The 24,726-nt window shown below is 71.4% G+C and carries 23 protein-coding genes and 1 riboswitch; of the genes, 13 read left to right on the top strand and 10 right to left on the bottom strand.

The window, feature by feature from the left end; all coding sequences use genetic code 11:
- Positions 1–146: 146 nt before the first annotated feature.
- Entirely contained in the window at positions 147–851 is a 705-nt protein-coding gene (locus SCK26_RS11985) for a FadR/GntR family transcriptional regulator (RefSeq protein ID WP_318201287.1), read from the top strand.
- 19 nt (positions 852–870) lie between these two features.
- Here the strand turns inward: SCK26_RS11985 and SCK26_RS11980 are convergent, their stop codons facing one another.
- The gene (locus SCK26_RS11980) at positions 871–1,791 is read right to left on the bottom strand and encodes an AraC family transcriptional regulator (RefSeq protein WP_318201286.1); all 921 of its coding nucleotides are present in this window, start codon (positions 1,789–1,791) and stop codon (positions 871–873) included.
- 104 nt (positions 1,792–1,895) lie between these two features.
- Between SCK26_RS11980 and SCK26_RS11975 the strand changes: the two genes are divergently transcribed.
- Both SCK26_RS11975 and SCK26_RS11970 read left to right on the top strand, forming a co-directional pair.
- Positions 1,896–2,888 carry a zinc-dependent alcohol dehydrogenase family protein gene (locus SCK26_RS11975; RefSeq protein WP_318201285.1) on the top strand — a complete coding sequence of 331 codons (993 nt, stop codon included), beginning with the start codon at positions 1,896–1,898 and terminating at the stop codon, positions 2,886–2,888.
- A 95-nt stretch (positions 2,889–2,983) separates the two neighbouring features.
- Positions 2,984–3,679: an NADPH-dependent F420 reductase gene (locus SCK26_RS11970; RefSeq protein ID WP_318201284.1), complete on the top strand. Its 696-nt coding sequence runs from the start codon at positions 2,984–2,986 to the stop codon at positions 3,677–3,679.
- Between the two features lie 20 nt (positions 3,680–3,699).
- On the opposite strand, the gene SCK26_RS11965 is transcribed toward SCK26_RS11970, so the two are convergent.
- From SCK26_RS11965 to gcvT, 8 genes are all read right to left on the bottom strand, one after another.
- Positions 3,700–4,254 (bottom strand): glycoside hydrolase family 25 protein, encoded by a 555-nt coding sequence (locus SCK26_RS11965; protein ID WP_318201283.1) that lies wholly within the window; start codon positions 4,252–4,254, stop codon positions 3,700–3,702.
- 37 nt (positions 4,255–4,291) lie between these two features.
- Complete coding sequence (locus SCK26_RS11960) at positions 4,292–5,323, bottom strand: phosphatidylinositol-specific phospholipase C domain-containing protein (protein WP_318201282.1); 1,032 nt, start codon at positions 5,321–5,323, stop codon at positions 4,292–4,294.
- Between the two features lie 53 nt (positions 5,324–5,376).
- Entirely contained in the window at positions 5,377–6,528 is a 1,152-nt protein-coding gene (locus SCK26_RS11955; RefSeq protein WP_318201281.1) for a hypothetical protein, read from the bottom strand.
- Positions 6,515–6,922, bottom strand: coding sequence for a hypothetical protein (locus tag SCK26_RS11950; protein ID WP_318201280.1), 408 nt, complete (start codon positions 6,920–6,922; stop codon positions 6,515–6,517). Before SCK26_RS11950 ends, SCK26_RS11955 begins: the two co-directional genes overlap by 14 nt.
- 70 nt (positions 6,923–6,992) lie before the next feature.
- Positions 6,993–8,360, bottom strand: coding sequence for an L-serine ammonia-lyase (locus SCK26_RS11945; RefSeq protein ID WP_318201279.1), 1,368 nt, complete (start codon positions 8,358–8,360; stop codon positions 6,993–6,995).
- 104 nt (positions 8,361–8,464) lie between these two features.
- On the bottom strand, positions 8,465–9,730 hold the full coding sequence (glyA, locus tag SCK26_RS11940; protein WP_318201278.1) for a serine hydroxymethyltransferase: 1,266 nt from the start codon (positions 9,728–9,730) through the stop codon (positions 8,465–8,467).
- A gap of 14 nt (positions 9,731–9,744) precedes the next feature.
- Complete coding sequence (gcvH, locus tag SCK26_RS11935) at positions 9,745–10,122, bottom strand: glycine cleavage system protein GcvH (RefSeq protein WP_318201277.1); 378 nt, start codon at positions 10,120–10,122, stop codon at positions 9,745–9,747.
- Positions 10,123–10,259: 137 nt separating this feature from the next.
- Complete coding sequence (gcvT, locus tag SCK26_RS11930) at positions 10,260–11,378, bottom strand: glycine cleavage system aminomethyltransferase GcvT (protein ID WP_318201276.1); 1,119 nt, start codon at positions 11,376–11,378, stop codon at positions 10,260–10,262.
- A 157-nt stretch (positions 11,379–11,535) separates the two neighbouring features.
- A riboswitch (glycine riboswitch) is annotated at positions 11,536–11,640 on the bottom strand.
- A gap of 178 nt (positions 11,641–11,818) precedes the next feature.
- Here gcvT and SCK26_RS11925 point away from each other — a divergent pair.
- From SCK26_RS11925 to SCK26_RS11880, 10 genes are all read left to right on the top strand, one after another.
- A complete protein-coding gene (locus tag SCK26_RS11925; protein ID WP_318201275.1) occupies positions 11,819–12,487 on the top strand; it encodes an AAA family ATPase in 669 nt (222 codons plus the stop codon).
- A gap of 66 nt (positions 12,488–12,553) precedes the next feature.
- Positions 12,554–13,333, top strand: coding sequence for an enhanced serine sensitivity protein SseB (locus SCK26_RS11920; RefSeq protein ID WP_318201274.1), 780 nt, complete (start codon positions 12,554–12,556; stop codon positions 13,331–13,333).
- 196 nt (positions 13,334–13,529) lie between these two features.
- Complete coding sequence (locus tag SCK26_RS11915) at positions 13,530–14,318, top strand: enhanced serine sensitivity protein SseB C-terminal domain-containing protein (protein ID WP_412080846.1); 789 nt, start codon at positions 13,530–13,532, stop codon at positions 14,316–14,318.
- Between the two features lie 351 nt (positions 14,319–14,669).
- Entirely contained in the window at positions 14,670–15,668 is a 999-nt protein-coding gene (locus tag SCK26_RS11910) for an ABC transporter permease (protein ID WP_318201272.1), read from the top strand.
- Between the two features lie 34 nt (positions 15,669–15,702).
- Positions 15,703–17,475 carry an ABC transporter substrate-binding protein gene (locus SCK26_RS11905; RefSeq protein ID WP_318201271.1) on the top strand — a complete coding sequence of 591 codons (1,773 nt, stop codon included), beginning with the start codon at positions 15,703–15,705 and terminating at the stop codon, positions 17,473–17,475.
- Between the two features lie 72 nt (positions 17,476–17,547).
- Positions 17,548–18,555: an ABC transporter permease gene (locus SCK26_RS11900; protein ID WP_318201270.1), complete on the top strand. Its 1,008-nt coding sequence runs from the start codon at positions 17,548–17,550 to the stop codon at positions 18,553–18,555.
- A complete protein-coding gene (locus SCK26_RS11895; RefSeq protein ID WP_318201269.1) occupies positions 18,552–19,643 on the top strand; it encodes an ABC transporter ATP-binding protein in 1,092 nt (363 codons plus the stop codon). The genes SCK26_RS11900 and SCK26_RS11895 overlap by 4 nt, the downstream gene beginning before the upstream one ends.
- Positions 19,640–21,244, top strand: a complete 1,605-nt coding sequence (locus SCK26_RS11890; protein ID WP_318201268.1) for a dipeptide ABC transporter ATP-binding protein — start codon at positions 19,640–19,642, stop codon at positions 21,242–21,244. The genes SCK26_RS11895 and SCK26_RS11890 overlap by 4 nt, the downstream gene beginning before the upstream one ends.
- Positions 21,245–21,342: 98 nt before the next feature.
- Entirely contained in the window at positions 21,343–22,734 is a 1,392-nt protein-coding gene (locus tag SCK26_RS11885) for a M1 family metallopeptidase (RefSeq protein WP_318201267.1), read from the top strand.
- A 46-nt stretch (positions 22,735–22,780) separates the two neighbouring features.
- Positions 22,781–23,440, top strand: a complete 660-nt coding sequence (locus SCK26_RS11880; protein WP_318201266.1) for a trimeric intracellular cation channel family protein — start codon at positions 22,781–22,783, stop codon at positions 23,438–23,440.
- Here the strand turns inward: SCK26_RS11880 and SCK26_RS11875 are convergent.
- On the bottom strand, positions 23,349–24,599 hold the full coding sequence (locus SCK26_RS11875) for an alpha/beta hydrolase (protein WP_318201265.1): 1,251 nt from the start codon (positions 24,597–24,599) through the stop codon (positions 23,349–23,351). The two genes, SCK26_RS11880 and SCK26_RS11875, sit on opposite strands and share 92 nt — an antisense overlap.
- Positions 24,600–24,726: the final 127 nt, after the last annotated feature.

Raw genomic sequence — 24,726 nt, 5'->3', positions numbered from 1 at the left:
GGCGCCGGTCGCGTCAGACCCCGCCGCGGCAGCCGAGAAGAAGCAGACCGCGGATCATGCGGGGTACGCTAGCGACTCCTCAGCTCCTCAGACAAGTGAGAATCGCTGCGCAAGCCCCGTACCCCCCGGACAAGTTGGTGACCTCGATGCCGCTCGGTTCCCTCCGCCCCAGCCCGCTGGTCGAACAGGCCGCGCAGCGCCTGCGCGAACAGATCGCGGCCGGACACTGGCCGGTCGGCGGCAAGCTGCCCGGCGAGACCACGCTGGCCAGGGAGCTGGGGGTGGGCCGCTCCACGGTCCGCGAGGCCCTGCGCGCCCTCGCCGGCGCCGGGCTGGTCCGGCCCCGGCACGGCGCCGGGGTCTTCGTCACCGCCACCGAGCCCGTCGCCGACTGGCCCGCACGGCTGCGCCGGGCCGCGGTCACCGATGTCTACGAGGTCCGCATGGGCGTCGAGGTCCAGGCCGCCCGGCTCGCCGCGCTCCGCCGCACCCCCGAGGACATCACGGCGCTGCGGGCCGCGCTGGAGGGCCGCCGCGCGGCCGTCGCCGCCGACGACGCGGCCTTCGTGGAGGCCGACATCGCGCTGCACGCGGCCGTGGTCACCGCCGCCCACAACCCGGTCCTGGCCGACCTGTTCACCGAGTTCGTCCCGGTCCTGCGCGAGGGCCTGATCGGCCTCCTGGACCTCACCCGGATCCGCGCGGCCGACCCCGGCACCGGGGACCACACCCACACGGGCCTGATCGAAGCCGTCATCGCCGCCGACCCGGACACGGCGGCGGCCACGCTGCGCGCCGAACTGGAGTCGACGCTGGGGCTGTTGCGGGCGGGGAGCGAGGGAGAGTCGTAGGGCGCACGGCAGCCCCGGCTCATCCCGCCGCCGTCCTGCGGTACCGGCCCGGAGGCACGCCGAACTCGCGTTTGAACGCCTTGGCGAAGGCGAATTCCGAGGTGTAGCCGGTGCGTTCGGCGATCTCGCGGAGGGAGAGGTCGTCGTGGCGGAGCAGCCGGTCCGCCGTGGTCATCCGCCACCAGGTCAGATACGTCAGCGGCGGCTCGCCCACCAGCTCCGTGAAGCGGCGGGCGAACGCGGCCCGGGACAGCCCGCCCACCAGGCCCAGCCGGGCCACCGTCCAGGCCCGGGCCGGCTCGGCGTGGATCGCGCGCAGCGCCGCCGCCACCGCCGGGTCGGCCAGCGCCGCCGCCCAGCCCCGGGCCCGGCCCGCCGCGTGCTCGCTCTCCCACCAGGCCCGCAGGATGTACAGCAGCAGGGTGTCCAGCAGCGAGGTGACGATCGCGTCGGTGCCCGGCCGCTGCTCCTCCAGCTCCATCCCGAGCAGCTCCACCGCCGCCCGCAGCGAGCGGTGCCCGCCCACCCGGGCGGGCAGGTGCACCACCTCGGGCAGCTCCGCCAGCAGCCGGTGCGACCGGTCCCGGTCCAGCCGGTACGTCCCGCACAGGGTGATGGTGTCCGGGCAGCCCTCGCGCGTCACCTCGGGCGGGCCGTCCCAGGTGCCGTCGGGCAGCAGCCGCGCGTCCCGCAGCGGCACGTCGGGGCCGCTGGCCAGCCCGTGTCCCTGTCCGTGCGCGAGGAAGACGACATCGCCCGGTGCCAGCGCCACCGGTTCGGCGTCCCGGAGGATCAGCCAGGCCGTGCCGCGCAGGATCACATGGAACCCGGCCTCGTCGGAGTCGCCCCATCTCAGGCCCCAGGGCGCGTACTTGTAGCGGCGCGCGGAGTGCGGCCGGCCCGTGCGCATCGCGGCGACGACATCGCTCAGCACGTCCATGCGGCGACCCTAACCGGAGGTATCCGCACGGGAAAGACGATCGGACAGGAAACCGAGACCTAGGGACATGGAACGTCTCCTGGACCGGCCGTAGCGTCGACGGCATGTCAACCACCGCACGCACAGTGCTCTTTCACGAGATCGGCGGCCCGGACGTCCTCACGGTCGAGGAGGTCGAGCTGCCCGCGCCCGGCCCGGACGAGGTCCTGGTGCGGGTCGAGGCGCTGGGCCTCAACCGCGCCGAGGCCATGCTCCGTTCCGGCACCTACTTCTACCAGCCGGCCCTGCCCGGCTCCCGCAACGGCTACGAGGCGGCCGGCGAGGTCGCGGCGGTCGGCGCCGAGGTCACCGCCTTCGCGCCGGGCGACCTCGTGCTGTCGGCCGCCAACTTCGACCTCAGCGCGCGAGGGGTGTACGGCGACCACGTGCTGCTGCCGCAGACCGCGCTGGTGCCGCGCCCGGCCGGCGCGGACGCGGTCACCGCCGCCGCCGTCTGGCTCACCTACACCACGGCCTACGGCGCCCTGGTCGAGCGGGGCCGGCTGGCGGCCGGGCACCATGTGCTGATCACCGGCGCGTCCAGCGGGGTCGGCACCGCCGCGATCCAGGTGGCCCGGCGGGCCGGCGCGGTGCCGATCGCCACCACCCGCACCGAGGCCAAGCGGCAGGCGCTGCTCGACCTCGGCGCGGAGCACGTCGTCGTCACCGAGCGCGAGGACGCGGTCAAGGAGACCCGGCGGCTGACCGGCGGCCGGGGCGCCGACATCGTCCTGGACGCGATCGGCGGGCCGTACCTGCGGGAACTGGGCGCGGCGGCGGCCGAGGACGCCCTGCTGATCAGCTACGGCTGGCTGTCCGAGCGTCCCGCGGAGCTGCCGACGCAGTGGCCGCTGACCGTCCACGGCTACAACAACCTCACTCTCACCGGCAGCCCGGAGGGCCGCCGCCGCGCCTCCCACTATCTCGCCGCGGGTCTGGCCGACGGCACGCTGCGTCCGGTGGTCGGCGAGGTCTTCGACGGCCTGGACCGGATCGTGGACGCCCACCGGCTGATGGAGTCCAACACGCACACGGGCAAGATCGTCGTACGGGTCTGAGGGCACCCGGCGCCCGGCGCACGGGCCCGGTCACCCGATCGGCGCGGGACCGGAATAGGGCGGCGGCCCGCGCGGTTGACCCGGACGGCAGAAGCATGCACGCGCATGAATTACCCGGAAGGTCGGCCATGAAGATCGGCATCATCGGCGCGGGAAACATCGGCGGCAACCTCACCCGGCGGCTCACCGCCCTCGGTCACGACGTCTCCGTCGCCAACTCCCGCGGCCCGGAGACACTGAAGGACCTGGCGGCGGAGACCGGCGCCACCCCGGTGCGCGCCGAGGAGGCGGCCGAGGGCGCCGAGGTCGTCATCGTCACCGTCCCCCTCAAGGCGGTCCCGGACCTCCCCGCCGGCCTGCTGGACGGGGCGGCCGAAGGGGCCGCGGTGATCGACACCAACAACTACTACCCCAAGCAGCGCGACGGCCGGATCGACGCCATCGAGGACGAGGGCCTGACCGAGAGCCGCTGGGTCGAGCGGCACCTCGGCCACCCCGTGATCAAGGCGTTCAACGGCACCTACGCCCAGGACATCCTGGACCGCCCGCTGCCCGCCGGCCACCCCGACCGGATGGCGCTGCCCGTCGCCGGGGACGACGAGGCGGCCAAGGCGAAGGTGCGCGCGCTGATCGACGAACTCGGCTTCGACACGGTCGACACCGGCGGCATCGACGACTCCTGGCGCCAGCAGCCCGACACCCCGGTCTACGGCCTGCGGGCCGGCACGGACGCGGTACGGGCGGCCCTGTCGGAGGCGTCCGCGCAGCGCCCGGCGGACTTCCGGTACTGAGGGAGCCCGCCGCCCGGCCCTCAGGGCGTGGCCCAGTCGCGCAGGTCGTCCTTCTCCGCGAAATGGGCCACGTTCTTGTCGTGGGGCTCGCTGGTGTACTGGTGGAACCGCCACTTGGCCTTGATCCGCGGCTTGCCCGCGCCGACGTAGTCGGCGATCCACAGCCCGTCCCCGGCATAGGACGTGGTGTCGATGTCGAGCCAGAAGTGGCGGTTGCAGTAGAGCACGACCCGGTTGTCCGGCCGCATCTCCTTGAGCCTGCGGATGAAGCGGTCCTTCTCCGCGTTGCTCGCGTGCGTCCCCTCGCCGGTGTTCTCCCAGTCGACGGCGAGGACGTCGCCGGGCCGGTCCGGGGTGTGGCGCAGGAAGTAATCGGCCTGGGCGCCGAGATGGCCCGGCCACAGGAAGTGGTAGAAACCGACGACCAGGCCCGCGTCGCGCCCGCGCTTGGTCTGGGCCGCGAGTCTGGGGTTGACGTACGAACGGCCCTCCGTCGCCTTGACGAAGACGAAGGAGAGGCCGTCCGTGGCGTAGGAGGAGGACTGGAAGGCGCTGACGTCGATGCCATGGAGCATGCAGGGGTTGTGCCCTGTGCGTCCGTGGCCGGAACCTTCAGCCCCGGGTCGTCACCGAACCGAGGACGGCCGCGGACTTCGCCGACCAGTCGGAGGTGATGAGGCTCGCATGAGCCTTGGCCAACAGTGCGAGCCGGGCCGCGACTTCGGCGTCCGTGGGGGTGGTGGAGGAGATCGCCGGGGACACGTTGTGGGCGTCGGTGGCGATCAGGACGTAGTGGTTCGCGGCGTAGAACGAGGTGTCGTAGCCGTTGTTGACGTAGGTGGCCGCGTCACCGTCGAAGAACACGAACCAGGGGCGGATCGAGGCGTCGTAGCGGCTGGTGCGCGGGTCGCCGTTCGCCGCGCCGAGCACGGCGGGGAAGGCCTGGGCAGCGGAGATGTTCCCGGCCGCCTTCAGGTCGCGCAGATGGTCGCCGTACTCCTCGTCCGTCCAGTAGCTGTCGAACGGGTTGGACTGCTCCACCGTGCCGGGGATCAGGTCGAAGAGGAACTTGCCCCGCAGGGAGTCCCGGGCCGGCCAGGCGTTGGCCTTCGCCGCCGCGTCCAGCGTGCCGTAGGTGCCGCCGAGCAGATCGGCCGGCTTGTAGACGGCGCCGCCCAGCTTCTGTGCGACGAGCGTGTCGAACTCGTCCGGCCCCATGCCCGCGTTGTCGTTGAAGCCGACCTTCATCTCCATCTTGACGACGATCGGCGGATGGTCGGGGTGGAGTTGGTTCCAGGCGGCCATGTTGTCCAGACAGCTGCCGAGGTCCTGGTTACGGCTCTTGCCGTACAGCTCGCTCGGCGTCTTGGCGGCCTCGCAGTTGTTGTCGTTGCCCAGCGGATTGCTGTGGCTGACCCGCCAGCGGTGGCTGAGGGTGTCGACGTAGACGTCCAGCTCCAGCAGCGAGGCGCCGGAGTCCAGCGCCTGCGCGAAGTACGGGTACTTGTCCTTCTCGTACGCGTTGTGCGTGCCGATGGCCGTCGTCTCGGAGAACTTCGGCGACGCCGCGTGGGCGTCCACCGGTGCCACCGCCAGCACCGCGGCGGCTCCCGCGAGCGCCGCCAGCCGTCTCAATCCGCGCATGTTCGAACTCCCTTTCGCTGCTGCCGAGTTGGCCGCAGCGTAGGGCTGATCGATTACCGCGCGGTAGCCCCTGGAGGAACATCAGCCCCCGTGCCGGACGAACGCCACCACAGACTCGCCGTCCCGTCGGCCCCCACGGTGGCCACCAGCCGGGCGTCCGGGCTGAAGGCGAGCGCGGTGACACGCTCGCCGGCATCGCCGAACGGGCGGCCCAGCGGGCGCGGCCGGGCCCGGTCGGTGACGTCCCACAGCCGCACGGTCCGCGTGGCGTCCACGGTGGCCAGCAGCCGGGCGTCGGGACTGAAGGCGAGCGCGGTCGTCCGCTGCCCGGGACCGCCGAAGGCGGGCCCCGTGGCCTCGGGACGCCGGGGATCCGACACGTCCCACAGCCGCACCGACCCCTCGGTGCCGGCGACGGCGAGGGTCCGGCCGTCACAGGAGAACTGGGCGGCGGCGACCGCCTGCCGGAACCTGCTCAGGGTGGTCAGCCGCAGCGGCCGCCCCCGGTCCAGGCGCAGTTCGGCCAGGCGCGGGGAGCCGGTCGTGCCCGAGTCGGCGAAGACGACCCGGTCCCGGTCCGCCGCCACCGCCTTCACCTCCATCGGGGCGCCGTCCACGGTCCACCGGGCGATCCCGGAGCCGACGGCGAGCGCGCGTACGTCCGGCCCTCCGGCCGCCACCAGCGTGCGGCCGTCCGGACTCGTCGTCACGGCCGTCACCCGGCGCACGCCCTCGGGAACGGGAACCCGCTCGGGGTGTCCGGGATCCGCCAGGTCCCAGGTGCTGGCCGCGGACCGGGTGACCGTCACCAGCAGCCGGCCGTCCGGAGTGAACGCCAGCGCCTCGGCCCGCCCGCGCGGCCCGAGCCGTCCGGCGGCGGTCAGACGCCAGTGTTCCGGGGACGGCGCCCGGACCTGCCCCGGCAGCATCCCGTCCCAGGGACCCGGCAGCACCTCCTGCACCGCCGCGGCCGTGAGGCAGGCCAGGGCGACCAGCCAGGTGGTGAGCAGCCCCGGCAGCCGCCGCCCCCGGGACGCCGGCCGGTACCGCGCCCGCGCGGGAGCCGCGGCCACCGGTGCCCGGCCCGCACCCAGGGCGGTGATCAGCCGGGTGCCGGGGCGCGCGGGCGCGGCCGGCGGCGGGTCGGCAGGGCGGGCGGCCAGCGCCAGCACCAGACGGCCGAGCGCGCTGTCAGCTCGCAGCACTGGACCCCCTTGGCTGCGACAGCGCCTCTTCGGCGTCCGCGCCGGCCTGCCGGGCGGTGGGCAGCGGGGGTTCGGGCTGCTGACCCGGGCCCGCGCCGGTGATCGGGATCGCCTGGAAGAACTTCGCGACGACCAGCGGCGTGGTCACGCCCACGGCGAACGCGGCGGTCGCGTTCGGCAGCTGGCCGGAATTGCCCAGCGCCGCGGTGAGCCCGAACCCGGCGAACAGCCGCAGCCCGATGGCCACCAGCATCACCGGCCGGTCGGCACGACTGCGCCAGGGCCAGCGCCAGCGGCTGCGCGGACCCGTCGGACGCATCAGCGCCGAGAGGTTGAGCGCCTCGGCCACACTGCTGCCGAGCAGCCCCCACAGCGCGGGGTACAGGTCGATCACGCCACCGATGCTAGCTCTCGGTGATACGAAAAAAGCTATTTGTGACGGTGCGGCCGGAAATCGTACCGGTTCAGCACTCGATGATGTTCACCGCCAGCCCGCCCCGCGCCGTCTCCTTGTACTTGACGCTCATGTCCGCGCCGGTGTCCTTCATGGTCTTGATGACCTTGTCGAGGGAGACCTTGTGGGAGCCGTCGCCGCGCATCGCCATCTTCGCGGCCGTGACCGCCTTCACCGCGGCCATGCCGTTGCGCTCGATGCACGGGATCTGCACCAGGCCGCCGACCGGGTCGCAGGTCAGGCCGAGGTTGTGCTCCATGCCGATCTCGGCCGCGTTCTCCACCTGCTCGGGGGAGCCGCCGAGCACCTCGGCGAGCGCGCCCGCGGCCATGGAGCAGGCGGAGCCCACCTCGCCCTGGCAGCCGACCTCGGCGCCGGAGATGGAGGCGTTCTCCTTGAACAGCATGCCGATCGCGCCGGCGGCGAGGAGGAAGCGGACCACGCCGTCCTCGTCCGCGCCCGGCACGAAGTTGATGTAGTAGTGCAGGACCGCCGGGATGATGCCGGCCGCGCCGTTCGTGGGCGCGGTCACCACCCGGCCGCCGGCCGCGTTCTCCTCGTTCACCGCCATGGCGTAGAGCGTGATCCACTCCATGGCGTGCGCGAGCGGGTCGCCCTCGGCGCGCAGCTGGCGGGCCGAGACCGCCGCGCGGCGGCGCACCTTCAGCCCGCCGGGCAGGATGCCCTCCCGGGACATGCCCCGCTGCACGCACTCGCGCATCACCCGCCAGATCTCCAGCAGGCCCGCGCGGATCTCCTCCTCGGTGCGCCAGGCCCGCTCGTTCTCCAGCATCAGCGAGGAGATCGACAGGCCCGTTTCCTTCGTCAGGCGCAGCAGCTCGTCGCCGGTGCGGAACGGGTACTTCAGGACCGTGTCGTCCAGCACGATCCGGTCCGCGCCCACCGCGTCCTCGTCCACCACGAAGCCGCCGCCGACGGAGTAGTACGTCTTCGACAGCACCTCGGCGCCCGAGGCGTCGTACGCCCACAGGGTCATGCCGTTGGCGTGGTACGGCAGTGCCTTGCGGCGGTGCAGGACCAGGTCGTCGTCGCAGGAGAAGGGGATCTCGTGCTCGCCGAGCAGCGCGATGCGGCCCGCCTGCCGGATCCGCTCCACCCGCTCGTCGGCCGTCTCCACGTCCACCGTGCGCGGCGAGGCGCCCTCCAGGCCGAGCAGCACCGCCTTCGGGGTGCCGTGGCCGTGGCCGGTCGCGCCCAGCGAGCCGTACAGCTCGCAGCGCAGGGAGGCGACGGAGCCGAGCAGGCCCTCGTTGCGCAGCCGGCGGGCGAACATGCGCGCCGCGCGCATCGGGCCGACCGTGTGGGAGCTGGACGGGCCGATGCCGATCGAGAACAGGTCGAAGACCGAGATGGCCACGGGGGGACTCCTCAATACGGGGTGGTGCAAAAGGGGCGGTACAGGGGCGCGGGCACCGCGCACGCCGGTACTCCCAGTGTGCGCGGTGCCCCGCGAAAGGTGACTTACTTGTTCAGACCCGGGTACAGCGGGTGCTTGTCGGCGAGTGCCTTGACGCGCGCCTTGAGCGCCTCGGCGTCGTAGGACGGCTTCAGCGTCTCGGCGATCACGTCGGCGACCTCGGCGAAGTCCTCGGCCGTGAAGCCGCGGGTGGCCAGCGCCGGGGTGCCGATGCGCAGACCCGAGGTGACCATCGGCGGGCGCGGGTCGTTCGGGACGGCGTTGCGGTTGACCGTGATGCCGACCTCGTGCAGCCGGTCCTCGGCCTGCTGCCCGTCCAGCTCGCTCGCGCGCAGGTCCACCAGGATCAGGTGCACGTCCGTGCCGCCGGACAGCACGTTCACCCCGGCCTCCCGCGCGTCGGCGGCGGTCAGCCGCTCGGCGAGGATGCGGGCGCCCTCCACCGTACGGCGCTGGCGCTCCTTGAAGTCCTCGCCCGCCGCGACCTTGAAGGACACCGCCTTGGCCGCGATCACGTGCTCCAGCGGACCGCCCTGGAAGCCCGGGAAGACGGAGGAGTTCAGCTTCTTCGCGAAGTCCTTCCTGGCGAGGATGATGCCGCCGCGCGGCCCGCCGAGCGTCTTGTGGGTCGTGGAGGTGACGACGTCGGCGTACTCCACCGGGTTCGGGTGCAGGCCCGCGGCGACCAGGCCGGCGAAGTGCGCCATGTCGACCCACAGGTACGCGCCGGTCTCGTCGGCGATCTCGCGGAACGCGGCGAAGTCCAGCTGCCGCGGGTACGCCGACCAGCCCGCGATGATCACCTTGGGGCGGTGCTCCTTGGCGAGCCGCTCGACCTCGGCCATGTCGACCAGGCCGGTCTCGGCGTCCACGTGGTAGGCGACCACGTTGAACTGCTTGCCGGAGAAGTTCAGCCGCATGCCGTGGGTCAGGTGGCCGCCGTGTGCCAGGTCCAGGCCGAGGATGGTGTCCCCGGGCTGGGCCAGCGCGAACAGGGCCGCCTGGTTCGCGGAGGCGCCGGAGTGGGGCTGCACATTGGCGTACTCGGCGCCGAACAGCTCCTTGACCCGGTCGATGGCGATCTGCTCGGCCACGTCGACGTGCTCGCAGCCGCCGTAGTAGCGGCGGCCCGGATAGCCCTCGGCGTACTTGTTGGTGAGGACCGAGCCCTGCGCCTCCATGACCGCGAGCGGCGCGAAGTTCTCGGAGGCGATCATCTCCAGCGTCGACTGCTGGCGGTTCAGCTCGGCGTCGACCGCGGCGGCGATCTCCGGGTCCAGCTCGTGCAGGGGCGTGTTCAGGACAGTCATGGGGCTACGACTCCTCAGCCGGCGGTGAAGGCGGTGTACTCGTCCGCGGAGAGCAGCTCGGCCGGCTCCTCCGTGACGCGTACCTTGAACAGCCAGCCGCCCTCGAAGGGGGCCGAGTTCACCAGCGACGGGTCGTTGACGACGTCCTCGTTGACCTCGGTGACCTCACCGGTGACCGGCGAGTACAGGTCGGAGACCGACTTCGTCGACTCCAGCTCGCCGCAGGACTCGCCCGCGGACACCGTGGAGCCGGCCTCGGGGAGCTGGACGAAGACGACATCGCCGAGCGCGTTGGCCGCGTGCTCCGTGATGCCGACCGTCGAAACGCCGTCCTCGGCGTCCGACAGCCACTCGTGCTCCTTGCTGTAGCGCAGCTGCTGGGGGTTGCTCATGGCCTGAATTCTCCTGTACGCGCGGGAGTGATGGTGACGGGGTGACTTGGGAAACCGCTGGTGAGCGGGCGAATGTGCGCAGGGTCACGCGCCGCCGCGGGGCCGGGGCCCGGGCGGGCGCGAGCGCGCCCGGCGGGCTACTTCTGCCGCTTGTAGAACGGCAGCGCCACGACCTCGTACGGCTCGTGGGTGCCCCGGATGTCCACGCCGACGCCCGGCGTGCCCGGCGCCGCGTGCGCCGCGTCGACGTAGGCCATGGCGATCGGCCTGCCCAGGGTGGGGGAGGGGGCGCCGGAGGTGACCTCGCCGATCACCTCGCCGCCCGCCACCACGGCGTACCCGGCGCGCGGCACCCGGCGGCCCTCGGCGATCAGCCCGACCAGCACCCGGGGCGGGTTCTGCGCGGCCCGGGCGGCGGCCTCGGACAGCGCCTCGCGGCCCACGAAGTCGCCCTCCTTGTCGAACTTGACCACGCGGCCCAGCCCGGCGTCGAAGGGGGTCAGGGAGGTGGTCAGCTCGTGCCCGTACAGCGGCATGCCCGCCTCCAGGCGCAGCGTGTCCCGGCAGGACAGCCCGCACGGCACCAGACCGACACCCTCGCCGGCCTCGGTCAGCGCCTGCCACAGCGCGACGGCGTGCTCCGGCTTCACGAACAGCTCGAAGCCGTCCTCGCCGGTGTAGCCGGTGCGGGCGATCAGCGCCGGGACGCCGGCGACCGTGCCGGGCAGCCCGGCGTAGTACTTCAGGCCGTCCAGGTCGGCGTCGGTGAGGGACTTCAGGATGCCGGGGGACTCGGGGCCCTGCACCGCGATCAGCGCGTAGGCGTCCCGGTCGTCGCGGACCTCGGCGGCGAACCCGGCCGACCGCTCGGTGAGCGCGTCGAGCACCACCTGGGCGTTGGAGGCGTTGGCCACGACCATGTACTCGGTCTCCGCCAGCCGGTAGACGATCAGGTCGTCCAGGATGCCGCCGTCGGCCTGGCAGATCATGGTGTAGCGGGCGCGTCCGACGCCGACGGAGGCGATGTTGCCGACCAGCGCGTGGTTCAGGAAGGCGGCGGCCCCGGTGCCGGTCACGGTGATCTCGCCCATGTGGGAGAGGTCGAACAGGCCGGCCCGGGTGCGCACGGCGGTGTGCTCGTCGCGCTCGGAGCCGTAGCGCAGGGGCATGTCCCAGCCGGCGAAGTCGGTCATCGTGGCGCCCAGCGAGCGGTGCACGGCGTCGAGCGCGGTATGGCGGAGTTCGGTACTGCTCATCGGTCGGTCGTCTCCCAGGGCACAAGGACGGGGCGAGGAACGTTCCTCCCCATCTGTCATCGGAACCTGAGAGGTTCGCCGCCACCGCCACGGGGACGATCACGGCTTGCACCTTGGGTGGGGCCGCCGGCGACGGCGGCCCGCTTTTCAGATGTGCCTCGCCCGCGCGGTAACGGGGCCTGAGAGATTCAAGGGAGGGACTTGCTCCTTCGGCGCCCCAGGCGGCCCCGAGGGGGCCCGGGGACTCTCCCGCGCGGATTCAAACGGCCGGTATGCAGTTGGCGGCCTCATCATTGCACGCCGCACCCCGGCCATCCAGAGCGCGCCGCTTGTGACCGACCTGTGGCCGTAAGCGCACGCACCGCCGACCGTTGCCCATTACCTTCTCTTTACAGAGAACGGGCATGGGATTGACCGAGCCCCTGGGGAGGACGATCACGGTGAACAGGACATCGGCCTACGCCGCCCACGCCGGTCTCGCGGTGCCGGCGCAGCCCCCCGCGGCGGCCCGGGAACGCGGCGCGCGGCGCCCCGCGCCGGTCGTCCGCGATCTGCGCGACCGGGCCGGCCGCAGCCCGCACGCCCTGCTCTTCGGCCCCCGCGACCTGGTGGTGATCACCGGGCTGCCGGGCAGCGGCAAGTCCACCCTGATGCACCGCGCGGTCACCGGCCGCCGCGTCGACTCCCAGGACACCCGCGACCGCTTCCAGGCCCGCGTCCCCCGCTTCCTGCCGTACGCGCTCTACCGCCCGCTGGTCCGCCTCGCGCACTACGCCGGGCTGCGCCGGGCGCTGCGCACCGGCGAGGGACTGGTCGTGCACGACTGCGGCACCCAGCCGTGGGTGCGCGCCTGGCTGGCCCGCGAGGCCCGGCGCCGGGGCGGCACCCTGCACCTGCTCCTGCTCGACGTCAGCCCCGAGACGGCCCGCCGGGGCCAGCACGAGCGCGGCCGGGGCGTCTCCCGCTACGCCTTCAGCCGCCACCGCCGCACCACCGCCCGGCTGCTGCGCGCGGTGGAGAAGGGGGAGCTGCCCGCCGGCTGCGGCGCGGCGGTGCTGCTGGACCGGGACGCGGCGGACGTCCTCGCCCGCGTCGGCTTCACGCGGTGAGGGACTGTCGGCGCCACCCGCTAGCCTTCATGGTCACAGCAGTGGTTCCCAGCAGGCGGTAGGCACATGGACTTCCCGGCGGACTTCCCGGCACAGGCGCACCCGCACCCGCACGGCGGTTGGCCCGGCAACGAGCTGGAGGAGGTGTTGTCGGCCTCCCTCGGCATCCCCGCGGCGGGCGGCCGGATCGTCGAGGTCGTCGGCCGCAGCCTGCTGTGGATCCCGCTGCCCAACGGCGGAGGCCCGGACAGCGGCCCGCTGGACCTGCCGACGCTGGACATCGGCGGCCAGACCTACGTCCCGGTGTTCAGCTCCGAGGAACAACTGCGCCAGGTGGCCGGCTCCCACATGGCGTACACCATCGCCCCGGCGGTGGAGTTCGCCCGCGGTCTGCCCCCGCAGGTCGGCATCGCCGTCAACCCCGAGGGCGTGGTCGGCATACCGCTGCCGCCCGAGGCGGTGGCCGAGCTGTGCCGGGTGGGCCGCACCCCGCTCGACGGCCCGGGCACCGGCGGCCGGGTCCGCCTCTTCGAGCCCGACTGGCAGGACGACCCGGTCGACTTCCTCGCCGCCGCCTCCGCCGAGTTCACCGGGACCGGCGTGGTCCTCACCGCCCGCCGCTGCCTGGCCGCCGTCGAGACGGCCGACCCGGCGCTGTTCGTCGGCGTCGAACTCTCCCAGTGGGAAGGCGACCTCCGCGCCCTTCCTCTCCAGGCCCTCGGCAAGGCCCTGGCCGAGCACCCGGTCAAGTGGCCGGTGAACCTGGTCCTCCTGGACGTCACGGACGACCCGGTGGCGACGTGGCTGAAGGCGAACGTCCGCCCCTTCTACCAACACGGCCACTGAAGGCGCCTGCGAGGCGCGGGCCCGCGTGCGACACGCGGCTCTGCCGCAGGAGCGCGGGCAACCCTCCACTGACCCGCACACGCGATCGAACAAAAGGCCCCGAGCTGGTAGGCGCATAAGCTGTTCCCCAACGCCGGGTCACAGAAAAGAAGGGGCACACCAGGTGAGCGCGAGCCACAGCGGCGGCGTCGAGCACATGCTGCGCCAGGTCACGCCCGGACGCTACGACGCCTACGAGGCTTTGCTGCGCGCCCTCGCCACTCCCTCCTCCGGCCAGGTCTTCATGCTCCTGTGGCACGGCCAGGCCGGCGCCCCGGACGCCCAGTACGGGAACATGGAGGTGGACGGCTTCCACTACGCCCCCTGTGTGACCTCCGCCCAGGAACTGTCGGCCAGCGGCTGGAACCGTTCCTACGAGGTGGCCGACGGCCTGGACGTGGCGCGCACCCTCTACCCCGACCACTACGGCCTCTGGCTCAATCCGCACGCCCCCGGCGGCGGCGTCGGCATCCCCTGGCTGGACCTGCGCCGTATCGCCACCGGTCTGGACCGCCAGCCCGCCGGCCCGCTGCGGCTGTCCGAGCCCGGCATCGAGATCCCGCAGTTCTACGCCCTGCTCGCGCAGAACGCCCACCGCACTCCCGCGCTGCGCTCGCTGCGCCGCGCCTGGGTGCAGCCCGCGCTCGGGGCGCCGTACCTCGCCATCGGCCTGGACGTGTACGACACCTCGCCCGCCGCGGTCGACTCGGTGCGGGCCATGATGCAGCAGTCCATCGGCGCGGTCCCGGAGGGCCTGCCGGTCTCGACGGTCGCCATGACCGACGACTACGACCCGGTGGTGATGTGGCTGCGCGCCAACGCGCGCCCGTTCTACGACCGCGAGGCGCACGCCCCGGTGCCGCCGCAGTCGCCGCTCCAGGTGCCGGCACCGCCGCAGACCCCGGCCGGCGGGTACGGCTATCCGCCGGCGCACGGCGGCTACTGAGCAAATCCGGCGCGAGCCGGTCTTGTTGACGCGCACGCGGAATCCATCGGCCCGCGACGCTTCTTCGCGCGTAGACATCGGTCGAACCTCCCGAACCGCGTAACATCCACCGTTCTGTCCCAACTGGCCTACGTCCGAGGGCCGTTACCCACTGTTCGGATAACGGAATCCCCCGCACTGCATCACGGTTGCGCATACTTTCGCCGTCAGCTCTGGCGGGTGATCACAACGACGCTGAAGACTCGCGACTCAGACGCGAGGCCGAGGGCCTCGTGATCGATGGCAAGTCGACAAAGCCGCAATCCGCGGCAGGCGCAGGCCGGTCACCACCGGCGAGAGGGGTCGCTCACCGTGACCGCACCGATCGAGACCACCGGGGCGGCAGCCGAGGCGCAGCCGGAGGCTGTGCTGGAGGGTGCCGGTAAGGGGCAGATCGAGGGTCGTTCCCTGGGCCAGATCGCCTGGACCCGGTTCAAGAAGGACAAGGCCGCCGTCGCCGGCGGCGTCATCGTGATCCTGCTGATCCTCCTCGCCATCCTCTCCCGCCCCATCCAGGCCCTGTTCGGCCTCGACCCCAACGCTTTCCACCAGGACCTGATCACCCCGGACACCTCGCTGCCCACGGGCAGCTGGGGCGGCATGAGCGCGGACCATCCGCTCGGCGTGGACCCGAAGTTCGGCCGGGACATCGCCACCCGCATCCTCGAGGGCTCCTGGGTGTCGCTGGTGGTCGCCTTCGGCGCCACCGTCCTGTCCAACGTCATCGGCGCGATCATGGGTGTCATCGCGGGCTACTACGGCGGGCGGGTGGACTCGATCATCAGCCGGCTGATGGACACCTTCCTCGCCTTCCCCCTCCTGCTCTTCGCGATCGCCATCTCCGCCACCCTCCAGGGCGGCGCCTTCGGCCTCAACGGACTGCCGCTGCACCTGAGCGTGCTCATCTTCGTCATCGGCTTCTTCAACTGGCCCTATCTCGGCCGGATCGTGCGCGGCCAGACCCTCGCCCTGCGCGAGCGCGAGTTCGTCGACGCGGCCCGGGGCATGGGCGCCAAGGCCCCGTACATCCTCTTCCGGGAACTGATGCCGAACCTGGTCGGCCCGATCATCGTCTACTCGACGCTGCTGATCCCGACCAACATCATCTTCGAGGCGTCGCTGAGCTTCCTCGGCGTCGGCATCCAGCCCCCGCAGGCGTCCTGGGGCGGCATGCTCCGCGAGGCGGTCACCTACTACCAGGTCGACCCCCAGTACATGATCGTCCCCGGCCTCGCCATCTTCGTCACCGTCCTGGCGTTCAACCTGCTCGGTGACGGTCTACGCGACGCTCTCGACCCGCGCAGCCGCTGACGCCTGCCGCGAGAGCCCGACAAGTTTTCAATCAATGGAGGGGAAAGCGCCCATCATGCGAAGGTCAGCGCTGGCCGCTATCGCGGCCATCGGCTCCGCCAGCCTGCTTCTTGCGGGTTGCAGCAAGGCCGATGACAACACGAACGAGAACGGCACCAAGTCGGCCGGGGCCAACGCCGCGACCAAGGGCGTCGTGAACGCGTCGGACAAGAAGGGTGGCACGGTCACCTACGAGATGTCCGACGTCCCGGACTCCTTCGACCCGGGCAACACGTACTACGCGTACATGTACAACCTCAGCCGGCTGTACGCCCGTCCGCTGATGACCTTCAAGCCCGGCCCCGGCGACGAGGGCAACACCCTGGTCCCGGACCTCGCGGCGAGCAAGGGCCAGCCGAGCGAGGGCGGCAAGACCTGGACGTACAAGCTGCGTGCGGGCCTGAAGTACGAGGACGGCACGCCGATCACCTCGAAGGACGTCAAGTACGCCGTCGAGCGCTCCAACTTCGCGCGTGACGTGCTCTCCCTCGGCCCGAACTACTTCCAGCAGTTCATGGCCGGCGGCGACAAGTACAAGGGCCCGTACAAGGACAAGAACCCCAAGGGCCTGTCCTCCATCGAGACGCCGGACGACACCACGATCGTCTTCCACCTGAAGCAGGCCTTCCAGGAGTTCGACTACCTGGTCGCCACGCCGCAGACGGCTCCGGTGCCGCAGTCGAAGGACACCGGCGTCGACTACGTCAAGCACATCCTGTCCTCCGGCTCCTACAAGTTCCAGAGCTACGAGGACGGCAAGCAGGCCGTGCTCGTGCGCAACGAGAACTGGGACGCGAAGAGCGACCCGCTGCGCAAGCAGCTGCCGGACAGGATCGTCGTCAAGCTGAAGGTCAACCCGGAGACCATCGACCAGGACGTCATGGCGGGCAACGCCATCGACCTGGTCGGCACCGGTGTCCAGGCCTCCACCCAGGCCGAGGTGCTCACCGACGAGGCCAAGAAGGCCAACACGGACAACACCTACGGCGGCCGGCTCGTCTACCTGGCGATCAACAGCAAGCTGAAGCCGTTCGACAAGCCCGAGTGCCGCAAGGCCGTGCAGTACGCCATCGACAAGGTCTCGGTGCAGACCGCCGAGGGCGGCCCGGTCCGCGGTGAGATCGCCTCCACCGTCCTGCCCCCGGACATCCCGGGCTACGCGAAGGCCGACGCCTACGCCACCAAGGACAGCAAGGGCGACGTCGCCAAGGCCAAGGACCAGCTGAAGGCCTGCGGCAAGACCTCGATCTCCACCAACATCACGGCCCGGTCGGACCGTCCGCAGGAGATCGACGCCGCCACGGCGATCATCAACTCGCTGAAGAAGGTCGGCATCAACGCCAGCCTCAAGCAGTACCCGTCCGGCAAGTACTTCACGGACTACGCCGGCGTGCCGAAGTTCACCCAGAAGCAGAACATCGGCCTGATGATGATGCAGTGGGGTGCCGACTGGCCCTCCGGCTACGGCTTCCTGCAGCAGATCCTGAACGGCAAGGCGATCAGCCAGTCCGGCAGCACCAACCTGTCGCAGTACGACAACAAGGACGTCAACGAGCTGCTGGGCAAGGCGATCGCCACCCAGGACACCGGCGAGCGCAACGGCCTCTACACCCAGATCGACAAGAAGACCATGGACGACGCCGTCCTCGTCCCGCTGACCTACTTCAAGGTCCTGCTGGGCCGTCCGCAGAACTACACCAACCTGGTTTCCACGGCGGCCTTCAGCGGTCAGTACGACTACCTCAACATCGGCGTCGCGTCGAAGTAGCAGCCCCGGAAGGCAGGTGAAGGCATTGGTGCCCGTGGGCCCCCCGGCCCGCGGGCACCAGCGCCGGCCCCCGTGATCTCGTACATCCTCCGCCGGACGTTCGCGGCAGTGATCCTGCTGCTGGTCGTCTCCGCGGTCACCTTCGCCATCTTCTTCCTGCTGCCGCGACTCGCCGGCCAGACGGCGGACCAGCTGGCACAGCAGTACATCGGCAAGAGCCCGTCGAAGGCGGACATCGCCGCGGTCAAGCACAACCTCGGTCTGGACCAGCCCGTCTACGTCCAGTACTGGCACTTCATCAAGGGGATCGTGGCCGGCGCCACGTACGACCTCGGCCCGACCACGGTGCACTGCGACGCGCCGTGCTTCGGCTACTCCTTCAAGAACCACCAGGCGGTCTGGCCGGAGCTGACCTCCCGCATCCCGGTCACGGCCTCGCTGGCCGCGGGGGCCGCCGTGCTGTGGCTCGTCTCCGGTGTGGTGGTCGGCGTGATCTCCGCGCTGAAGCCGCGCTCGTTCTTCGACCGCGCCTTCATGGGCGTCGCGCTCGCCGGTGTCTCGCTGCCCATGTTCTTCACGGGCAAGCTGGCGCAGCTGCTCTTCACCGTCCAGATCCCGATCTTCGGACGCACCTACGTCCCGCTCACGGAGAACCCGGCGCAGTGGGCCAACACCCTCTTCCTGGCCTGGTGTTCGCTGGCCCTGCTGTACTCCGCCATCTACGCCCGGCTGACCCGCTCGGGGATGCTGGAGACGATGAACGAGGACTTCATCCGCACGGCCCGGTCCAAGGGCCTGGTCGAGCGCCGGGTGGTGGTCAAGCACGGGCTGCGCTCCGCGCTCACCCCGATCATCACCGTCTTCGGCATGGACCTCGGTCTGCTGCTCGGCGGCGCCGTGATCACCGAGTCGGTGTTCTCGCTGCACGGCATCGGCGAGTACGCGGTGCAGGGCATCACCGACAACGACCTGCCCAAGATCCTCGGCGTGACCCTGCTCGCCGCCTTCTTCGTCGTGATCGCAAATCTTGTGGTGGACGTGCTCTACGCCGCCGCCGACCCGCGGGTGAGGCTCTCGTGACCGAACTCTCCAAGACCGGTGCCGCGGTGGGCGAGCCCGCCCCCGCCAAGGCCCCCGAAGCCTTCCTGGAGGTCCGCGACCTCAAGGTGCACTTCCCGACCGACGACGGCCTGGTCAAGTCCGTCGACGGGGTCAGCTTCTCGCTGGAGAAGGGCAAGACCCTCGCCATCGTGGGCGAGTCCGGCTCCGGCAAGTCGGTGACCTCGCTGGCCATCATGGGCCTGCACCGGCTCGGCGCGCGCGGCAAGAACGTGCGGATGTCCGGCGAGATCTGGCTGAACGGCAAGGAACTGATCTCCTCCTCCCCGGACGAGGTGCGCAAGCTGCGCGGCCGGGAGATGGCGATGATCTTCCAGGACCCGCTGTCCGCGATGCACCCCTACTACAAGGTCGGCGACCAGATCGTCGAGGCGTACCGGGTGCACCACGACGTCAGCAAGAAGGTGGCCCGCACCCGGGCCATCGAGATGCTCGACCGGGTCGGCATCCCCGAGCCCGCCAAGCGCGTCGACGGCTACCCGCACGAGTTCTCCGGCGGTATGCGCCAGCGCGCCATGATCGCCATGGCCCTGGTCAACAACCCCGAGCTGCTCATCGCGGACGAGCCGACCACCGCCCTCGACGTGACCGTCCAGGCGCAGATCCTCGACCTGATCCGGGACCTGCAGAAGGAGTTCGGCTCCGCGGTCGTCATGATCACCCACGACCTCGGCGTGGTCGCCGAGATCGCCGACGAGGTCCTGGTGATGTACGGCGGCCGATGCGTGGAGCGCGGTCCGGCCGATGAGGTCTTCGAGCAGCCGCAGCACCCCTACACCTGGGGCCTGCTCGGCTCGATGCCCCGCATCGACCGCGAGACCTCCGAACGGCTCATCCCGGTCAAGGGCCAGCCGCCGAGCCTCATCAACGTCCCCTCGGGCTGCGCCTTCCACCCGCGCTGCCCGTACGCGGACATCCCCAAGGGGAACGTCACCCGCACGGTGCGCCCCGAGCTGGAGCAGGTGAGCACCGGGCACTGGTCCGCCTGTCACCTCCCGACCGAGGACCGCCAGCGGATCTGGACCGAAGAGATTGCGCCGAAGCTGTGAGTGAGACCAAGAAGACGGACGAGGCCGCGATCCCTCCGCAGGCGCCGGCCTCCGAGGGCTCGGCGGACCGCGAGGTGCTGCTCAGGGTCGAGGGCCTGACCAAGCACTTCCCGATCAAGAAGGGGATCCTGCAGCGCCAGGTCGGCGCCGTGAAGGCCGTCGACGGGATCGACTTCGAGGTGCGCAAGGGCGAGACCCTGGGCGTGGTCGGCGAGTCCGGCTGCGGCAAGTCGACCATGGGCCGGGTCATCACCCGTCTCCAGGACCCGACCGGCGGGAAGATCACCTTCGAGGGCCGGGACATCACGCGGCTGAGCACCGGGCAGATGCGTCCGCTGCGCCGCGACATCCAGATGATCTTCCAGGACCCGTACGGTTCCCTGAACCCCCGCCACACCATCGGCTCGATCGTCTCGGCGCCCTTCCGGCTCCAGGGCGTGGAGCCGGAGGGCGGGGTCAAGAAGGAGGTCCAGCGGCTCCTCTCCCTGGTCGGCCTCAGCCCCGAGCACTACAACCGCTACCCGCACGAGTTCTCCGGCGGCCAGCGCCAGCGCATCGGCATCGCCCGCGCGCTCGCGCTGAAGCCGAAGCTGGTGGTGGCGGACGAGCCGGTCTCCGCGCTGGACGTGTCGATCCAGGCGCAGGTCGTCAACCTCATGGACGACCTCCAGCAGGAGCTGGGCCTGACCTATGTGATCATCGCCCACGACCTGTCGGTGGTCCGGCACGTGTCGGACCGGATCGCGGTGATGTACCTCGGCAAGATCGTGGAGCTGGCCGACCGCACCTCGCTGTACGAGGCGCCGATGCACCCGTACACCAAGGCACTGATGTCGGCGGTGCCGGTGCCGGACACCAAGCGCCGGGGGCGGAAGAACGAGCGCATCCTGCTGCGCGGTGACGTTCCGTCCCCGATCGCCCCGCCCCCCGGCTGCCGGTTCCACACCCGCTGCTGGAAGGCGACGGAGATCTGCCGGACGACCGAGCCGCAGCTGATCGAGCTGAGGCCGGGCCAGCGGGTGGCCTGCCACCACCCGGAGAACTTCGCCGACCAGGCCCCGCAGGACACGGTGCTGCTGTCGGCGGCGAAGAAGGCGTCGGAACTGGTCCCGGACGCGGTCGTCTCCGACGGTTCGGCCGAGAAGGAACCGGCGGCCACCAAGGAGCCGGCGGCGGAGAAGCCGGCGGCCACCAAGGAGTCGGCGGCGGAGAAGCCGGCGGCCGAGAAGGAGCCGGCGGCCGAGAAGAAGCCGGCCGCGCAGGACACGGACTCCGAGAAGGCTTCCGAGGCGACCGCTTCCGAGAAGGCTTCCGAGGCGGCCGTCTCCGAAGAGGCGTCTGGGGAGACCGCCGCCGAAGAGGCCTCCCAGGCCGCCGACTCCGAGCCGGACAAGGCCGCCGCGTCCGCCGAGGCCGTCGCCGAGGCCGCCGACACCGCGCCGGCTCCCGAGGCCGCCGCGGCCGCCGCGGCGACGGAGGCGTCCGGGGAGAAGACCGGTCCCGGCGCGAAGTCCACGCCGAGGACGACCCGGAAGGCGGCGAAGAAGACGCCCGGCAAGCCCTCCGCCGGGACCGGCTCCGAGGAGCCGTCCGGCACGTAGCGCGTGACGACTGGGCAAAGTCATGAACATGCCTGAACGGGAGAGTGCAGAGTCGTCCGTGTCCGACCACTGATCGGCACGCTCGAAAGGGACGACTCATGGCACTCTCCCGTTCGGCACGTCTGGGGGTCCTCGCCACCGCGGCGGCCTCCCTCCTCGCCATCGCCGCCTCCGCGCCCCCCACCCAGGGCGCCCCCGGCATCGGCGACCCCTACTTCCCGCACCTCGGCAACGGCGGCTACGACGCCCGCCATTACGACCTGGACGTGGCCTACGCGCCCGGCACCGGCCGCCTGGACGGCCGTACCACCCTCACCGCGCGCGCCACCCAGACCCTGTCCTCCTTCGATCTCGACCTCCAGAAGCTGCGGATATCGCGGGTCGAGGTGGACGGCAGACGGGCGGCGTTCACCCGGGGCGGCGACGAGGTCACCGTCACCCCGCGCCGGCCGCTGGCCGAGGGCCGCGACTTCACCGTCTCCGTCACCTACGACGGCGTCCCCGAGGCCCTCGGCGGCCCCATCGTCTTCGGCTCCGACTACGGCTGGATGAAGACCGCCGACGGCGTCTTCGTCGCCTGCGAGCCCAACGCCGCCTCGACCTGGTTCCCGTCCAGCGACCACCCCGCCGACAAGGCCACCTACGACATCCGGATCAAGGCGCCGCAGGGCCTGACCGCCGTCTCCAACGGCCGGCTGGTGTCGGCGTACGACAAGGACGGCTCGACGTACACCCACTGGCGGGAGTCCAGGCCGATGGCCACCTACCTGGCCACCGCCACCATCGGGAAGTTCGACGTGCGGACCGGCCGGACCCCCGGCGGCATCCCGGTCTACGTGGCGATCGACCCGGTGCTGAAGGACGCCAACACCGTCGACGTCTACGGCGTCACCTCCGCCGTCACCGACTACTGGTCGCGGCTCTTCGGGCCGTACCCCTTCGAGGAGACCGGCGCCATCGTCGACGACATGCCGGAGGCCGGGTTCTCGCTGGAGGTGCAGAGCAAGCCCGCCTACTCGGCGGTGCGCAGCGAGACGACCATCGTGCACGAGCTGGCCCACCAGTGGTTCGGCGACTCGGTGAGCGTGGCGCGCTGGAACGACATCTGGCTCAACGAGGGCTTCGCCACCTACGCCCAGTGGCTGTGGGCCGAGCACAAGGGCACCCGCTCCGCCCACGACTCCTTCCTCGCCGGATACGGCTCCCGGCCCGCCGACTCCGACTTCTGGCAGGTCAGGCCCGGTGCCCCGGAGCGGGACACCATGTTCGCCTCCGCCGTCTACCAGCGCGGCGCGATGACCCTCCAGATGCTGCGCGAGCGGATCGGCGACCCGGCCTTCTTCCGGCTGCTGCCCGCGTGGACCTCGCTCCACCGGTACGGCAACGCCGGCACCGCCGACTTCATCCGGCTCGCCGAGCGCGTCAGCGGACGGCAGCTGGACGACCTCTTCGACACCTGGCTGTTCACGACAGGGAAACCTGCCCTCTAGCCTAACTTTGTAAGGTTCAGGCACTCCGGCAGGCGAGAATGTCAGGGTGCAGCTCCAGCAACTCTTCAGCCCCTCCGTCCAGCACACGCTCGACGTGATCGGGATCTTCGTGTTCGCGATCTCCGGCGCCCTGCTGGCCGTCCGGAAGAACTTCGACGTGTTCGGCATCGCCGTGCTCGCCGAGGTCACCGCGCTGGGCGGCGGGCTGTTCCGCGACCTGGTCATCGGGGCCGTGCCCCCGGCGGCCTTCACGGACCTCGGCTACTTCGTCACGCCGCTGCTCGCCGCGCTCGTCGTCTTCTTCCTGCACCCGCACGTGGAGCGCATCCAGTCGGCGGTGCTCGTCTTCGACGCGGCCGGCCTCGGCCTGTTCTGCGTCAGCGGCACCACGAAGGCGTACAGCCACGGGCTCGGCCTGACCGCGTCGGCGACGCTGGGCCTGGCCACCGCCGTGGGCGGCGGTGTGCTGCGGGACGTGCTGGCCAACGAGGTGCCCTCGCTGCTGCGCTGGGACCGCGACCTGTACGCGGTCCCGGCGATCGTGGGCTCCGCGATGGTGGTGCTGTGCATCCGCTACGACGCGCTCTCCCCGCTCACCAGCGGATTCGCGGCCCTCACGGCGTTCGTGCTGCGCCTGCTCGCGATGCGGTTCCACTGGCGAGCGCCTCGTGCGTGGAACCGGCGCTCGACGGTGACGGAGGAGTAGCGGCCCCGGCGACGGAGGTGTCCCGCCCCTTGGCGTGGCTCTGCCCCATCTGGAGGGTCAGCCAGCGGAAGACGGCGGGTATCTGCGGGCGCCACAGCGCCAGGGTGTGACCGCCCGCACTGCGCGGCAGGAAGACCACGCTCACGGTGGTGGGCGCCTTGGCGGCGGACCGCAGCGCCATGCCCGCCTGGTAGCCGTCGCCGGGCTGGCCGGAGAGGTACAGCGCGACCGGCGGCGGCGTGGCCGCCTTCCGCAGCAGTGCGTAGGGGTTGTTCGCGGCGCGCAGGGCGGGGCTCTGGGCGGCGAGGGAGTCGCGTTCGGCGATCGGGTCGTTGTAGCCGGACATGCTCACCGCGGCCCGGTACCGGTCGGGGTGCGCCACGGCCAGCTTCACCGCGCAGTGCGCGCCCGCCGAGTAGCCGGCCACCGCCCAGCCGCGCGGGGCCGGCTCGGTGCGGAAGTTGTCCTTGACCATCTTCGGCACGTCGATGCTGAGCCAGCTGTCGGCGTTGACCTGACCGGGGATGTTGGCGCAGCCGGTGTCCACGCCGGCCAGCAGGTTGGTGCGCGGGGCGACCAGGATGAACGGCGCCACCCGGCCGTCGCGCATCAGCGGCAGCAGCTGCTCGGGGGCGCGCAGCGCGCCGAACCAGGCCTTCGCCGAACCGGGATAGCCGGGCAGCAGCTCCACCACCGGGAACCTGTGGTGCCGGTAGGCCGGGTCGTCGTACTGCGGCGGCAGCCAGACGTAGACCTCGGCGTTCACCCCGGAGACCCGGCCCTGAAGCTGGGTGACGCGCACGGTGCCGGCCGCGCGCGTGCCGGGCCCGCCGACGGGCCTGAAGGACTGCCGGACCCGGGGCAGCCGTTCCACCGAGATGCCGCCGGTGCCGTCCCGGCCCAGGTCGGCGGCCTGCTGGACGTGGTCGCCGGTGCCGAGCAGGTCGGCCCAGTCGTCATACAGGTTGTTCTGGTTGTTGACCAGGACGAACACCAGCGTGACGGCCGTGCCCTGGGCGAACAGCAGCATCAGGACGCGGGCCGCGGCCCGCAGCGGTCTGGGGCCGCCCATCCGTGACCAGAGCACGAGCGGCAGAATCAGGGCGACCACGGACAGCGCGATGGTGGTGTAGAGGAACGGAGTCCCGGTGAGGCTCATGTCCCCCTAGAGGGGAATCCGGGCACAGGGGTTGTGGACGTGTCCGGACACTTACCGAGAAATTGCCGGATCCTCACCCTGAGTGAAGATCATATCGACTGTACGGAAACAGGGAAAGCTACCGCTT

This window comes from Streptomyces sp. SCL15-4 (assembly GCF_033366695.1).
GTDB lineage: Bacteria > Actinomycetota > Actinomycetes > Streptomycetales > Streptomycetaceae > Streptomyces.
The sequence above is the reverse complement of the archived record's forward strand: the minus strand, read 5'-3'. Positions and strand labels throughout refer to the sequence as shown.